We start from the raw sequence: 14502 nt of genomic DNA, 5'->3' as shown, positions 1-14502 counted from the left end.
TTTGTTGTAGAGAAATTGTCGAGTTCCACCATGTATGATTACAGGCTGTAGCATCTGTTCACATTGCCACTTGTCATAATATTCTACTAAAAACAGATGAAATCATACTTAGAGGTGGAGTTAAACTATGAAAAAGAAAGGAAGCATGCTGGCTCTCATTGTCATCTTGATGGTCCAAGGTATATTTGGTACGGGCCTTGGTATGTTTAACGGCCAGAGAGTCAGTGCGGCTGGAGCGGGTAATCCTGCATCGGATCCGGGTAATGGAGTATCCGTTACCAACGCGGTATACGGTTCAGCCGCAGGGCAGAGCATTCTGACAAATGTCACTGTCCAGGATTCGAAGGGGACCGTCATCGACTCGGTCTACAATCCGGATGCGGGTCGGGTAGAGCTTGGCTCCGACGCCATCCTGCTCTACGATTGGGAGCTTGGGGACAATCATAACTATGTGGATGGCTCAACGTTTGAGTTCGACCTGCCCAAGGCATTCAAACTGTACAACAGCATCAACGGGGTTCTTGAGACGGACATCGGGGATGTGGGAACCTTCACCGTATCTGTGGACGGTCATGTTGTGATGACGTTCAACTCTCTGGTGGATAATGCCGAAGTCCGGGGAAAGCTGAAATTCCAGACGGAGCTTAGCCAAGAGGGGATCGGCGGCGGTACTCCGGACGTTGAAATTCCGATTGAGCTTCGGGATGGCGTGAAGCAGATCATTATCCCGGTGAAGCCGGCAAAAGGCAATCTTCTGGGCAAGAACGGCAAGGTTGTCAATGATGGCAGAGGCAAACCTTCCACGATCTTGTGGACGCTTCAAGTCAATACGGTCTTGGAACGGATAGACAAGCCCGTTATAGAGGATTTGATTCCTTCCGGGCTTACGCTGGAAACAGGCTCTGTTAAGATCAACAACCTGACCGTTAATGTGGATGGCAGCACCGCGGTTGGCGCCGAAGCGGCCGTCGGAGAGTTTAGTATCGACACTTCCGATGCTTCAAAATTAGTCGTCACCAAGAGTTCGCCGATGAATTCGGCGTATCAAATCGAGTACTCTACGACGATTGCCGCTGGCGATACAACGGAATTCCTCAATACGGCAACTTTGTCCGATAACGGTCAGCAGAAGGCTTATGCCGAGAATAAACAGACGATTGACCGTGGGGAGTTACTTGCGAAAGAAGTCGTATTGTATGATGAAAACGACCGGACCATCGACTGGTCCATCCTGTACAATTCCCGCGAAACCACCATTCCGGAAGTAGATGCTAGACTTGAAGATCGTTTTAACTCAACGCAAGAGTTGGTAAACGGTTCGCTCCAAGTCAAGGATACACAGACAGGTGCGATTCTCACGGAAGGAACAGATTATGTCCTTACGCCGGTGGTTAACAGCGGAGGGAAAACCGGATTCGATCTGAAGTTTGAAAAAGACATTACCACTGAGCATGAGATTACCTACCAGACCAAGGCAAGTGGGCGTGTTATTAAGGACGAAACTGTAACGAACAGTGTGTACGGAAACGGTGTAACAAGGGAAGCCAAGCAATTGATGCAGAGTAAAGCGCTCATCAAAAGCAACGATGGCTTCGATTACAAGGATAAAACGATCAAATGGCAAATCACGCTCAACCAGGACACTTACAGCATGGACAACGTGATACTGAAGGACATGTTTACGAATGGCGGGCTTGAGCTGACTGGCCCCATCGTTGTAAAGGATGCTGTCGGTACCCTTTGGGATGAGGGTTTGGATTATACGGTGGATGCGAGCACCCCTAACCAGGGCTTTACCGTAGAATTCCTTAAGCCTGTTGACAAGGCGATCATTATCACGTACACAACCAAGTTTGACTATGATCTCCGCCAAAATAAGGATAACGAGAGCTTTTGGAACCGTGCCGATCTATCCTGGGTGGAAGGCAGCAAGCCGTTCTCGACGACTAGAAACGTGAGCCTGAAGCCTAACCCATTGACTGTTGGAAACGGGGATAAATCAGGAGCTTATGATGCCGTTTATAAGGAGATTACCTGGACCATCCAGGGGAACTACAATTTCAATAGTGTTGACAAACCTGTCGTTAAGGACAAGCTGGTTTCACCACAGCAGTACGTCGATGGGTCATTAGAAGTGTATAATCTGAATGTAGACGCTTCAGGGAAAACAAATAGAGGGGTTGTAATCCCATCCACTCAGTATTCGATAACGGAGCCGTCGGAGACGAACGGCAATGAGCTGCAAATTGCCTTTAAGGACAAGATTGACGCTCCGTTCCTGATCACGTTTAAAACCGCGTTGGGTGATCGAATCATAGAGCGGGAATCTATCGCCAACGAAGCGATATTGATGGACGACAATACGCCTGTCTCCAACTGGAATGGTTCAGCTAGAGTTCCGCGGGGCGGAGAGTATGTTGCGAAGACCGGGGTCCAAAACGGCGAAAAGATTGAATGGACGCTGCATATTAATCGGGGTCAGTCCTACGTGGAAGCAGCCAAAGTCAGCGACGAGCCGTCGGGCAACCTGATCTTGGTGGAGGATTCCTTCCGTTTGTACGAGACCAAGGTTGCGGTGGACGGAACGGTCACGAAGACGGACAAACTCGTTAATCCTTCGGATTATAAACTGAAATTCATTTATGGCGATACCGAGAAGTTTGTATTGGAATTCTTGAGCCCGATAGATCGTCCTTACATTCTGGAATACGAGACGCTGATCGACGCTGCCGACCGGGAAGTTGTCAGCAACTCGGCTGGCTTTGAAGGTAAAGGCATTACGGCTGGAATTACAGATAGTAAACAAAGATTCGAAGTTCGCATGTCTTCTGGCTCCGGCAGCGGTTCGGGCGTTCGAGGAAGTCTGGAGGTCTTGAAGGTGGACAGGGCTGATCCGTCGCTTATATTGGAAGGAGCAACGTTTGTTCTCCAAGACACGCAAGGCAAGCGTCCTGAAGTGACGCTTACAACCGATGCAGCTGGAAAGGCTTTGTTTACGAAGCTGCTCTACGGCGATTACATTCTGAAGGAGATTTCGGCTCCTCAAGGATATGTAATTGATCAAGTAACTACAACCATTACGATCGATTCAAGCATTAAACAGACTGGCAACATCAAGCGAATCACCATAACGAACAGCAAGGATAGCGTTACGCCAGGACCGGATCCGGGTAATCCGGATCCAAACCCGGGTAATCCGGATCCAAACCCAGGGAACCCGGATCCAAACCCGGGTAATCCGGATCCAAACCCAGGGAACCCGGATCCAAATCCAGGGAACCCGGATCCAAATCCGGGCAATCCGGATCCAAATCCAGGGAACCCGGATCCAAATCCGGGCAATCCAGATCCAAACCCAGGTACATCACCGGGTGGAACCGAATCACCAGGTGGTAATAACGATAAAGAAACGCCAAACGTTCCTGGGGAAATTGTACGACCTGGAGAAACTGATCCCGTCGTACCGGGCGAAGTTGATCCAGAACCAATACCTGTAGAGGTACCGGAAGAAGATGACACCCTGGTTGGGAACGAGACGGCGAATCCGCAAGATCCTTCTACACCATCCGCCGAGAATGATACAAATCGGAATTCGGTTCAAGAAACTAAGCCGGAAAGCGGCCCGATTGCGATGCTCCCAAAAACAGGAGAGAGCAATCCAGTACCGTTCCAACTCGGAGGACTGGCACTCATGCTTACAGGCTTCATCTTAAGCCGCCGTCTGCGTAACAAACGTCAATAATTTGATGATATCATCCCCTTCTCCCTGCGTGTAACTGGAGAGGGGGATTTAAATTTCAATCGTAATAGGGAAGGAGGGCTCTTCATGCGAAAGCTTTCGGTTGTCTTGATTCTTGTTGGGCTTCTCATATTCTTATATCCGATCCTCCGCGATTGGAATGCAGACCGCCAACAGAGGGATTTACTAAAGCAAGCAGCGCAAATTGAAGCTCAGGCTCAACAGAGTTCCGCTCGAGATAATGTTGCTGTTCATTACAAGGAGCTGTCCCGTATCCTGGACGAGGGAGAGGCAGCGGCCTCAACACAAGAGGAACAAACCGGTTATGAAGAAGGTTCACCTATCGGCATTATCACCATTAGCAAACTAGAGTTAGAGCTTCCTATTCTGGAGGGAGCAACCCAATCGAATATGAAGAATGCAGCTGCTCGCGTTACGGGGACGGCAAGACTCGGAGAAGCCGGTAATGCTGCCATTGCAGCCCACCGGGCCCATAAGACCGGACGTCTATTCAATCGATTGAATGAGCTCACATACGGGGATGAGATCATCATTAAGACGGATGGCCGTGAATTGATTTACCGAGTCAACCAGATTTCCATCGTGGAGCCGACCGATGTATCTGTTCTGGAAGGAGATTCGGATGAGCAGATCATTACACTGATCACTTGCGATCCTCTCTACGAGGCTACACATCGTTTGATTGTTCAGGCTGAACTCGTTTCCGATTAAGTGTCTCTTAAGGATCATTAAGATCTTGGAGAGAACGACTTTCGTTAGCTCCTAAAAATTAGGCTTGAGATATTAGGCAGTACCTAATAAAATAAGGTATGAGCTAATATTTTTCATGGAACGGGAGGGGGACCCTTTGCTCGAATGGATGCTACGTAATGTGATGGCGGAGAGAGGGATATGGTCGGGAGCGGCTTTGGCGCGGCTGATGAAAGAGAAGGCGAATTACAGCTTATCAGCTGCTTCCATTAGTGCATTGCTGACGAACCAGCCCAGGCAGATGAAGGCAGAGACGTTAGATGCCCTTTGCACAACCTTAGAGTGTACTCCAGGTGACTTATGGGTGCATACACCTCCTTCTAGAACTAAGGGGGCTTAAGTGAATGACGGTTAAAGCTATTGTGCCATTCGGTGATCCGATCTTACGAAAGATCGCCCGGCCAGTCGATACCGTAAACGCCAGAGCATTGAAGATTCTGGATGATATGGCAGAGACACTGTATGACAGTGAAGGGCGCGCTGGTCTTGCCGCACCCCAAATCGGTATATTACGAAGGCTTATTGTCATGGACTGCGGAGAAGGGTTGATCGAGCTGATTAATCCGGAAATCGTAGAGATGGACGGGGAACAGATGGGCCCCGAAGCTTGTCTGTCTTATCCGGGGTATTACGGATATGTGAAGAGGGCCAATAAGGTTAAAGTAAAGACACTAAATCGTCAAGGCCAGACGGTGATCCTGGAAGGTGAAGATTATCTGGCCAGATGTATGCAGCACGAGATTGATCACCTGAACGGCATATTATTTGTGGACCATGTTCGGGATGGATGGTTGTATCACGAGGAGACCCATCAACGCATCGAGCTGTTTCCTGTCATTGGATTATCCAATACTGGCGTATAACGGACATGAGGAGACTCTTATAAGGATAGAAATAGAACGGCCGGATGTCTTTATGTCCGACCGTTTTTTTATATCATCATTCACGACCAAAATAAGATATTGAATTTAGAAGGTTGACGGAACAGAGTTCTCGTGATAATATTATCTTAAATTAAAGATGTTTTAAATCGAAATAATAATTTTTGAAGGTCGGGCAAACACTTTCTAAATAGAAGAGACGGAGGAATTTAACCATGAACGGATTAAAAGGAATTCACCACGTAACAGCCATTACGAGCAGTGCCGAGAAGAACTACGAGTTTTTCACCTATGTGCTCGGTATGCGACTTGTGAAGAAAACAGTTAATCAGGACGATATTCAGACATACCACCTGTTTTTCGCGGATGACAAGGGCAATGCCGGCACCGATATGACATTCTTCGACTTTCCGGGCATCCCGCAGGGCAGACACGGTACAGACGAGATTTACAAAACCTCGTTCCGTGTTCCTAACGATGCAGCGCTCGAATATTGGATCAAGCGATTTGACCGGCTGGATGTAAAGCATCAAGGCATTCAAGAATTGTTTGGCAAAAAAACACTCGCCTTTGTTGATTTTGACGATCAGCAGTATCAGCTCATCTCCGATGAGAACAACGAGGGCGTGGCTTCAGGAACTCCTTGGCAGAAGGGACCGATTCCGTTGGAGCATGCGATTACAGGACTCGGCCCGGTGTTTGTACGGGTGTCCAACTTCGATTATTTCAAGGAAATGATGGAGAAAGTGCTCGAATTCAAAGAAATCGGCAAGGAAGGCTCGCTTCATCTGTTTGAGGTTGGTGAAGGCGGCAATGGCGCCCAGGTGGTTGTCGAGTACAACGCCGTGCTTCCAAGAGCTCAGCAGGGCTTCGGCACTGTACACCACGCGGCTTTCCGGGTAGAGGACCGCTCGGTGCTGGAACATTGGATCAAGCGTCTTGACGACTTCCAATTTCATACGTCGGGCTTTGTAGACCGCTATTTCTTCCAGTCCTTGTATGCGCGAGTTGCACCCCAAATTCTGTTTGAGTTTGCAACCGACGGTCCAGGCTTCATGGGTGATGAGCCATATGAAACTCTTGGCGAGAAATTGTCCCTGCCTCCATTCCTGGAGCCAAAGCGCGAACAGATTGAGAGTATGGTTCGTCCAATCGATACCGTGCGCAGCACGAAGGAATTCGTGAAGGAATAATGCAATGAATCTGAAGAAGCAATTCGGCTGTTTAAGACACAGCTGGGTTGCTTTTTTTGTTCCGTAGTAAAGGTGTGTGACAGGCAAAGCACGACATATTCTGGATTATTGTACCTTACTTTCTTTATCCGCATAAACTGAAGTACCGCGATAACCTAGGGGTTATCGACTTTTAGGCAGGGGCAGGTATCGTATAATCCCATGATCAATATGATTGATGCTAACGAGGAAGATACAGCGTTTTTATATGAGCTGTACCGCAGCACACGCCTTAGAGAAGTTTCCTCCTGGGGATGGGGAGAACAGGAAATGGAGGTGTTTCTGCGCATGCAGTTTGATCTCCAGCAGCGCTCCTATGCACTGCAGTTCCCTCAAGCATCGCACCTGATTCTTATGAATAACCAGCTACAGGCTGGGCGAGTCATTGTACATGAAACACCTGCCGAAATTCGCCTGGTCGACATCTCGATTTTGCCTGAATTCGGGAATCAGGGTATAGGAACGGCAGCCCTGGTTCATTTACAGGATATGGCCAGGACAGACTCGAAGTCCATCCGTCTCCATGTTATCAGCTCAAATCCAGCTATAGCATTATATGAACGCATAGGATTCCGGATAAGAGGGGGAGATGATGTTTATGTACACATGGAGTGGAGCGCTTCGACAGAGAGGACAGGAGGTAACATATAATGGCAGATCCGTTCTTAGGTGAAATTCGCTTATTCGCTTTTAATTTTGCTCCCGATGGGTGGGCGTTTTGTGACGGGCAGTTATTGCCGATTGCTCAGAATACAGCCTTGTTTTCTCTGCTGGGGACAACGTACGGGGGGAACGGCACGACCCATTTTGCGCTCCCGGATTTAAGGGGGAGAGTTGCTGTTCATCGAGGCACCAACTTCCCGATAGGAGAGAATGGTGGAGAGGAGTTCCATACCCTAACGGACGCGGAGCTTCCCAGCCATACGCATCAAGCAATGGGAAGCGCCAATCCAGCTAATAGTGTGTTACCTGTGGATCGAACATGGGCGCTCTCTGACAGCTTGACGTATCACGAAGTCACTAATTCATTCATGAGCCCGGGCGCTATTGCTCCTACTGGAGGAAATCAACCGCATAATAACATGCAGCCTTATCTTGTTTTAAATTACTGCATTGCTATAGAAGGGATATTCCCTCCGATTCCATGAAGAACATCCACAAGTAAAATAGGCCGTTTGCTAGTCACCTGACCACCTCTTGTCTGGTCTTGAGTGCATACACTGAGTTGAACGACGGAGGGAGGTAGTGGTCACTTGTTAAGATGTAAAGTTAAACCTGTTCATTCAAGAAGTGCACCCTTACCAAGCAAATATAGTCATAACCGTAATCATTCAAAACGATATTTTCACTGCAAGAAATCCAAGGTAAGGGGAATCCGGCAACGTGGTCTCCGGGGATTTCGGGGAAGGCCAGGAGCGGTCGGACCGATTGGTCCCGTAGGGCCTGTTGGCCCTCAGGGTCCTCAAGGGATTCAGGGTTTATCGGAAGCAGCGGTAGGTTTGATTGGTCCGGCAGGACCACAAGGGCCGCTTGGGCCGCAGGGGGTAGATGGTTCGCTTGCTGTTTATGGGGATGGCTCAGCCGGTGAATTGCTCATAAACAGTGGCCAGGTTGTGGATTTAAGTGTTCCAGGCTCTCTTGCAGCATTGCCTTCTGGAACAAATCTGCAGTTCTCCAGAGTAGAAATTGCGGGGACACTTATCATTCCAAGCGGCATCACGATCCAATCATCGGGGGATCTCGTGATAAGTGGTGTAGTTACGGTTCTTCCCGGTGCAGCAGACTCTGGCAATGGCTCACCAAACGAGGGAATATCCGCTGCTGCTGCAGGACCATATAACGGCGGAATTGGACTCGGATCACTGCAAGCAGCACAGGTCATTCCAACAGCAGCTGGCGGTGGGGCTGGGAGCCGAACTTTGTTAGGCAGTGGCGGAGAAGGCGGAGGTAGTTTGATTTTGGCTGCCCAGGGCCAAGTCGTAATTGCCAATGGGGCCCTGATTACTGCTAACGGAAATCATGGAGTAAACCCACTCTCTGCGGGTAGCGGTATAGTCGGTAGCGGGGGTGGTGCTGGGGGCTTTATATTGATTGCTGCTAAGAATAGCATAACCATTGCGGGAACCCTTGCGGCGGCTGGAGGGAACGGGGCTATCGGTTGGGATGGTAATGGCGGAGATGGCGAAGGTGGCGGCGGAGGCGGAAGTGGTGGTGTTATCCACCTTATATCAACCGTTTCTCCAACAGTTACGGGGACACTCCAGCTGAATGGTGGTATGGGCGGAGTGAATGCAATGGGTGTAACAGGCATTGTTACCGTTGGCGGTGGAGGTGGGGCCAACGGCGGAAACGGTGGTAACGGGGGAGGAACTCCTGTTGCCGGACAACCTGCGGTTGATCCGCAGCCAGGCCAAGTTGGCCAAGTGCTTGTGACCATAACACCTGAGCCAGAAAATTGGTTTGTAGCTAGATAGCATAACATGGCTGGTGATCCCTTGATGAATTACCAGCCCGGTTACTAAGGTAATTGTATAATTACCTTCATTCCATAACATCTGAACCAAACGGATGGTCCACAATGTACAACCAGCTTCCATCAGGCTGCTGTCTCACGATCTCGGAGGTATAACCTTGCAGCACAAGAGATTGGCCATCCGGGTCCACGGTATGCAAGATGAAATGGGCACGCAGCATAGCGATATTTTCAAAAGGGATGCAGTATAGATTGGTGGAGACCATCTTGCCTTGAAGCAGCAGCAGTTCCTCCAGCGTATGGCGGAAGGAATGAATTCCGATCTCCAAGCTTCCATTGCTGTGGACATGAATACTGTTCGGTTCATACAACGCCAGCACTTGATCGATGTCCCCTGAGTTATATGAATCAGCAAATGCGGCATTCATCTCCTCCGGCTTCCAGACTCGGCTTGCGGGAATGGATGGTTTCATTGAATCTCCTCTTTCTGTATGATGATAGCAATAGCCTATCTGAAAATAAAAGCTGTGATAAGTACGCAGAATTTTATGACTTAGTCATCTATTTATGACCAATGACTTAAAGGGGGTTCAGCAATACATATGCCATATCAGGATGAGCGGTATGGGTGCCCGGCTGAAGTAGGCTTGCACATGATTAGTGGAAAGTGGAAGCCTCGAGTACTGTATGAACTGTTTCAGGAAACGCTGCGTTTTGGTGAGCTGCATCGGAGAATACCGGAAGTATCAAGGCATGTGCTTACCGTTCAATTGCGGGAATTAGAGGAGAGGGGCATCGTGAAACGGACGGTGTATCAAGAGGTACCCCCCAAGGTGGAATACTCCATAACGGAGTTCGGTATCCATTTCAAAGCGGTGCTTGAGCAAATGGTCATTCTGGGACAACAGTATATCGATACGAAACAGGTCCCTAACGAATAGGCTTCAAGATCGCTTCCTTTCGAAGTACTACCCATTACTGCACACATTCACCGATTAAGTACATCAATTCTGGTTTAAATACAAATACTGTATAGGAATGGATGACTTAATAGCCTGAGGTGGAGCATATGAAAGGGAGTTTATTGAAGAACATCGTGTTTACGGTTTCGGCCGTTATCATTGCCATTCTTGCTATTCTAGGGGCTGCTATGCCTGGAGCATTTGGTGAAGTGGCAGGGTATTTGTACAGATTTACGACGAATACGTTCGGCTGGTTCTATCTGCTCTCGATCTTTGTGATTATTATCTTTTTGATCTGGGTGGCAGCCAGTAAATACGGAACGATTCGCCTTGGCGGAGATAAGGAGAAGCCCGAGTATCCGTTCTTCACCTGGATTGGAATGCTGTTCTCTGCGGGGTTTGGTGTAGGGCTGGTGTTTTGGGGCGTGGCTGAACCCATGAGCCATTTTTTTAAGACGCCGTTCGGAGGCGTCGAAGCACAAGGTGTGGACGCGGCGCGCGTGGCTATGGGCTATTCTTTTTTTCATTGGGGGATTAGTCAGTGGTCGGTGTTTGCCCTTGTCGGACTTGTGATCGCGTTTCTTCAGTACCGTAAGCAGAAGGATGGGCTGGTGTCGACAGCGCTGGAGCCTGTCACCGGCTCGAAGCCCGCAGTGAAGAATACAATTGATATCCTTGCGGTGATTGCAACGGTCATGGGCATCGCGACTTCCATTGGACTTGGCGTTCTGCAGATGAGCGGTGGTTTGAACACGATTATGGGAGTGAACAATGGTGTCGGGTTGCAGTTAATGATGCTGGGGCTTATTTTTGTCGCTTATATGATCTCATCCACAACGGGATTGGATAAAGGGATTAAATACTTAAGCAACCTGAACCTCGCGTTGGCGCTCATTTTTTTATTGTTTGTGTTTGTTAGTGGTCCCACTGTTTTCATCTTGGAGACCTTTACATTGGCGCTAGGCGATTACATTACGAATTTCGTCTCGTACAGCCTGAGGCTTCAACCCTACGCTGAAGGCACGTGGGTACGGGAATGGACGATCTTTTACTGGGCCTGGGCGATTGCTTGGTCTCCGTATGTGGGAGCTTTCGTGGCGAGGGTGTCCAAGGGAAGAACGATTCGTGAATTCATTGTGGGCGTGATGGTTGTGCCGCCGGTCATTGCCTGTCTATGGATCGCGGTATTCGGCGGGACGGCGATCTGGTTTGATCTGCACGAGAGCACCGGGATTGCTGCAGCCGTTAATGCAGATGTGACATCTGCTCTGTTTCAGCTCTTTAACCAATTACCCTTCTCCATGGTCATGAATGTGCTGGCGATCTTACTCATTCTGACGTTCCTGGTAACATCAGCGGACTCAGCAACTTACATCTTATCCAGCATGACCACCTATGGCAGCCTGAACCCTCCGCACATTGCAAAAATCGTGTGGGGCACGCTCATGGCAGCGATAGCAGGTGTACTGCTGTATGCGGGCGGGCTGGAAGCCTTACAGACGGCTTCATTGATTGCGGCATTGCCGTTTACGGTGCTGCTGCTGCTGTTGGTCATTGCCGTGGTGAAGCTGCTGAGCCGCGAGCCGATTCCGATTCGGAAGGCTGATCTGAAACGGTTCCGCCGTCTGGAGGAGGCGGCCAACCGGGGGAAGAAGTAAAGGGCTGACGCTTAGCCGAACGAGGTTTTTTACTCCCTGTTCGATAAAGAGGGCATCCATGCGGTGCCCTCTTTATTTTGTAAGGAGATACGCTCGGAAAAGACGGCAACCATAGCCGAACCAGTATAAGCATAGGAAAGATATGTGCAGGTAATAGGCATACCACGATGGCAATGTAAGAGATCTGAATAAGCCGTGAATCCAATTGAAACATAGGATGGTTAGGATCACAAAGAGGTATATGTCGAACTGAAGGAGGATTCGTTTCTTGAAGGATCCGGACTTCATGTCGTCACCCGGGGTATAGGATTGCTTTCCATCTACATACGTTCGATCCAGATAGACATACAGCTCGCCGGCAAAATAACCTGTAAGGTACATTCCCACGATAGCGATGTTAATCCAGCCTGCATCTTGTCGAGGCAGCCCAAGGTCGATCAAGAGATCGAATATCCAGAGCATGCATAGTACACTGACCGTCACGAGGATCCATAGAGGAAATGTTGACATCCATCGCTTTGCAGCTGAATCGGTGGCTTTCTTTGATTTTGCCATAATACCTCCCTTTTGTTTTACCAAGCGAATTATCCTTATATTACCTTATTCATGAACTTTATGTATGAAATAAAGCGATTCACCGTATACAAAAAAGCCCCTTTTACACCTGAAAGAGTGCAATAGGGGCTTAGGCATTCAGTTAAAAAAAGAATAACGGTTATTTTTTCTTCAGCAGCAAATATACAAAATACGGCGCGCCGATGATGGCGACCATAATGCCTGCGGCGATGCCGTCGGGATCCACGATATTGCGTCCGATCGTGTCCGCGAGCAGCAGCAGCCAGCCCCCGATCAATACGGCAATCGGAATGTACATCTGATTCCGCGGGCCGACCAGCGCTTTAGCAATGTGTGGGCCCATGAGTCCAATGAATGTAATCCCGCCCGTAACGGATACCGCGGATGCTGCAAGCGCTACGGCAGCCAGAAGCAGCACGATGCGCTCCTTCTCAATAGATACGCCGACGCCGATGCCCACGGGATCGCTTAATCCCAGCAGATTCATGCGCTGCGCTTTGTATAGGGTGAACGGAATCAGGATGATCAGCCAGGGCAGCAGTGCCACAATGAAGGGCCAATCGGTTCCCCATATCCCGCCAGCCAGCCACTTGGCGATAAAATCGACCTTGGTCCGCTCGGCAGACGACGTGAGCATAATCATGACACCCGAGAGTGCCATGGAGAACCCGACACCGGTAAGCACCAATTTAACGGGCTGTAAGCCTTCGCCTTTTCGGAAAGAGAACAGGTAGATGCCCACGGCCGTTAGCACAGCTCCGATAAATGCCGCCAAGGGCAGCATGTAAATAAAGGAGCCGGCTTCGATCGGGAAGAACAGGAAAAATACGGCTACGCCGACCCCGGCCCCCGAGTTAATGCCGATAATACCGGGATCCGCAAGATCATTTCGGGTAATGCTCTGCAGAATGGCACCCGATAAGGCAAGCGCCATTCCGGCCAGCAAAGTAATAAGCATGCGCGGCAGGCGCACATCGAAAATAATGAATTTCTCCTTGAAGCTGCCTTGCCCCAGCAGGGTTGGAATAATCCGGTCATAGCTAACGGATGAATAACCGAGACCCAGACCAACGAGGATAGTAACTACTGTAAGGATCAACAAGACCAGAAATGTAATGCGTTGTTTTCTTATTAACGATGGATGAATCATGACAGTCCCCGCCCTCCTTTGCGTACGATAAACAGGAAGAAGGGCAATCCCATGATGGCGATCAGAGCAGCTACGGGTGTTTCGTAAGGAGCATGCAGCGTTCGTCCAACCGTGTCGGCAAACAGCATGAAGATGGCTCCGACGAGGGCGGACATCGGAATGACATGGCGGTAGTCGGTTCCAACGATCCCGCGTACGATATGGGGAATCATCAGGCCGAGGAAGGCCAGATTTCCCACCAAGGCCACAGAGGTTCCAGCCAGGAGGACAATCACGACAAACAGGATGCCTTTGATAGCGGCAATGTTCTGTCCCAAACCGACGGCGACCTCTTCACTTAGGCTAAGGATGGTCAGCTGTCTTGATAACACGATGGCAATAATAATTCCAATGAGAATAAACGGAAATATCGTCTGCAGCTGTCCCCATGATGTGCCGATCACACCGCCTGCCGTCCACATGGACACATCCTTGGATATTTTAAAATAAATGCCGATTCCTTCAGCGATGGCGTACAGGAATGCGGATACGGCTGAGCCAGCCAGCACCATCTGCAAGGGAGAGAAGCCGCCTTTTCGCATGGCTCCGATACCGAAGACCATCACGGCACCGATCGCTGCTCCGATGAAGCAGGCCACCATAATGCCAAAATAATTCGCAGCCGGCATGAAAGCCAGCGTGAAGGCAAGCGCCGCATTCGCCCCGCTGGTAAGACCGAGCAGGCCGGGATCCGCCAGCGGATTGCGGGTAATGCCCTGCATGATGGCGCCGGAGACCGCAAGCGCGGCTCCGACCAGAATGGCGGCAACCTCACGGGGCAGCCGGATTTCGCGAAGGAGGGATAATTTCTCGCCCTCCATCGAGGTGGTAAGGGCAAACCATACATCCTTGATGCTGGTTTCAGCTGCGCCGAACACCATCGCAACAACAAACATGCCTATAAATACGATGATGCCTGCAATCAATTTGATGGAAATAGGAATGGATCGTTTCGTAGGCATTGTCATGGAATCATCTTTTCATCTTAAAGTTGGAATATTCAATCTACATAAGTCTGAGC

The 14502-nt window shown here is 49.5% G+C and carries 13 protein-coding genes; 10 read left to right on the top strand and 3 right to left on the bottom strand.

The genetic code is table 11. The features are described 5' to 3' along the window. Positions 1-127 precede the first annotated feature (127 nt). The 8 genes from BJP58_RS18760 (at position 128) to BJP58_RS33940 (ending at position 9097) form a co-directional block, all read left to right on the top strand. Complete coding sequence (locus BJP58_RS18760; RefSeq protein ID WP_194540124.1) at positions 128-3742, top strand: LPXTG cell wall anchor domain-containing protein; 3615 nt, start codon at positions 128-130, stop codon at positions 3740-3742. Positions 3743-3826: 84 nt separating this feature from the next. Beyond that, the gene (locus BJP58_RS18755; RefSeq protein WP_194540123.1) at positions 3827-4471 is read left to right on the top strand and encodes a class D sortase; all 645 of its coding nucleotides are present in this window, start codon (positions 3827-3829) and stop codon (positions 4469-4471) included. Between the two features lie 136 nt (positions 4472-4607). After that, positions 4608-4850 carry a helix-turn-helix domain-containing protein gene (locus tag BJP58_RS18750; protein WP_071220536.1) on the top strand — a complete coding sequence of 81 codons (243 nt, stop codon included), beginning with the start codon at positions 4608-4610 and terminating at the stop codon, positions 4848-4850. Between the two features lie 4 nt (positions 4851-4854). Continuing rightward, entirely contained in the window at positions 4855-5373 is a 519-nt protein-coding gene (gene def / locus BJP58_RS18745) for a peptide deformylase (protein ID WP_194540122.1), read from the top strand. Between the two features lie 233 nt (positions 5374-5606). After that, entirely contained in the window at positions 5607-6584 is a 978-nt protein-coding gene (locus BJP58_RS18740; protein ID WP_194540121.1) for a ring-cleaving dioxygenase, read from the top strand. Between the two features lie 210 nt (positions 6585-6794). Continuing rightward, positions 6795-7274 (top strand): GNAT family N-acetyltransferase, encoded by a 480-nt coding sequence (locus BJP58_RS18735; RefSeq protein ID WP_194540120.1) that lies wholly within the window; start codon positions 6795-6797, stop codon positions 7272-7274. Then, the gene (locus tag BJP58_RS18730; RefSeq protein WP_194540119.1) at positions 7274-7771 is read left to right on the top strand and encodes a phage tail protein; all 498 of its coding nucleotides are present in this window, start codon (positions 7274-7276) and stop codon (positions 7769-7771) included. The genes BJP58_RS18735 and BJP58_RS18730 overlap by 1 nt, the downstream gene beginning before the upstream one ends. Positions 7772-8122: 351 nt before the next feature. Continuing rightward, a complete protein-coding gene (locus BJP58_RS33940) occupies positions 8123-9097 on the top strand; it encodes a hypothetical protein (RefSeq protein WP_194540118.1) in 975 nt (324 codons plus the stop codon). Between the two features lie 67 nt (positions 9098-9164). Here the strand turns inward: BJP58_RS33940 and BJP58_RS18720 are convergent, their stop codons facing one another. Then, on the bottom strand, positions 9165-9569 hold the full coding sequence (locus tag BJP58_RS18720) for a YybH family protein (RefSeq protein WP_194540117.1): 405 nt from the start codon (positions 9567-9569) through the stop codon (positions 9165-9167). Positions 9570-9698: 129 nt separating this feature from the next. On the opposite strand from BJP58_RS18720, the gene BJP58_RS18715 reads away from it, so the two are divergent. Both BJP58_RS18715 and BJP58_RS18710 read left to right on the top strand, forming a co-directional pair. Next, positions 9699-10037 carry a winged helix-turn-helix transcriptional regulator gene (locus BJP58_RS18715; protein WP_194540116.1) on the top strand — a complete coding sequence of 113 codons (339 nt, stop codon included), beginning with the start codon at positions 9699-9701 and terminating at the stop codon, positions 10035-10037. Positions 10038-10165: 128 nt separating this feature from the next. Then, a complete protein-coding gene (locus tag BJP58_RS18710; RefSeq protein WP_194540115.1) occupies positions 10166-11716 on the top strand; it encodes a BCCT family transporter in 1551 nt (516 codons plus the stop codon). Between the two features lie 715 nt (positions 11717-12431). On the opposite strand, the gene BJP58_RS18705 is transcribed toward BJP58_RS18710, so the two are convergent. After that, positions 12432-13442 (bottom strand): FecCD family ABC transporter permease, encoded by a 1011-nt coding sequence (locus tag BJP58_RS18705; RefSeq protein WP_194540114.1) that lies wholly within the window; start codon positions 13440-13442, stop codon positions 12432-12434. Then, on the bottom strand, positions 13439-14449 hold the full coding sequence (locus BJP58_RS18700; protein WP_071220526.1) for a FecCD family ABC transporter permease: 1011 nt from the start codon (positions 14447-14449) through the stop codon (positions 13439-13441). Before BJP58_RS18700 ends, BJP58_RS18705 begins: the two co-directional genes overlap by 4 nt. Between the last annotated feature and the right edge of the window lie 53 nt (positions 14450-14502).

It is taken from the genome of Paenibacillus sp. JZ16 (genome assembly GCF_015326965.1).
Lineage (GTDB): Bacteria > Bacillota > Bacilli > Paenibacillales > Paenibacillaceae > Paenibacillus_AQ.
Note: the sequence above shows the minus strand (reverse complement) of the source record. Positions and strands in the feature narration are given on the sequence as shown.

Coding starts and splice junctions, on each gene's coding strand:
- BJP58_RS18740 (WP_194540121.1), top strand. CDS start 5,607: ATGAACGGATTAAAAGGAATTCACCACGTAACAGCCATTACGAGCAGT.
- BJP58_RS18715 (WP_194540116.1), top strand. CDS start 9,699: ATGCCATATCAGGATGAGCGGTATGGGTGCCCGGCTGAAGTAGGCTTG.
- BJP58_RS18720 (WP_194540117.1), bottom strand. CDS start 9,569: ATGAAACCATCCATTCCCGCAAGCCGAGTCTGGAAGCCGGAGGAGATG.
- BJP58_RS18710 (WP_194540115.1), top strand. CDS start 10,166: ATGAAAGGGAGTTTATTGAAGAACATCGTGTTTACGGTTTCGGCCGTT.
- BJP58_RS18705 (WP_194540114.1), bottom strand. CDS start 13,442: ATGATTCATCCATCGTTAATAAGAAAACAACGCATTACATTTCTGGTC.
- BJP58_RS18735 (WP_194540120.1), top strand. CDS start 6,795: ATGATTGATGCTAACGAGGAAGATACAGCGTTTTTATATGAGCTGTAC.
- BJP58_RS18760 (WP_194540124.1), top strand. CDS start 128: ATGAAAAAGAAAGGAAGCATGCTGGCTCTCATTGTCATCTTGATGGTC.
- def (WP_194540122.1), top strand. CDS start 4,855: ATGACGGTTAAAGCTATTGTGCCATTCGGTGATCCGATCTTACGAAAG.
- BJP58_RS18730 (WP_194540119.1), top strand. CDS start 7,274: ATGGCAGATCCGTTCTTAGGTGAAATTCGCTTATTCGCTTTTAATTTT.
- BJP58_RS18700 (WP_071220526.1), bottom strand. CDS start 14,449: ATGACAATGCCTACGAAACGATCCATTCCTATTTCCATCAAATTGATT.
- BJP58_RS18755 (WP_194540123.1), top strand. CDS start 3,827: ATGCGAAAGCTTTCGGTTGTCTTGATTCTTGTTGGGCTTCTCATATTC.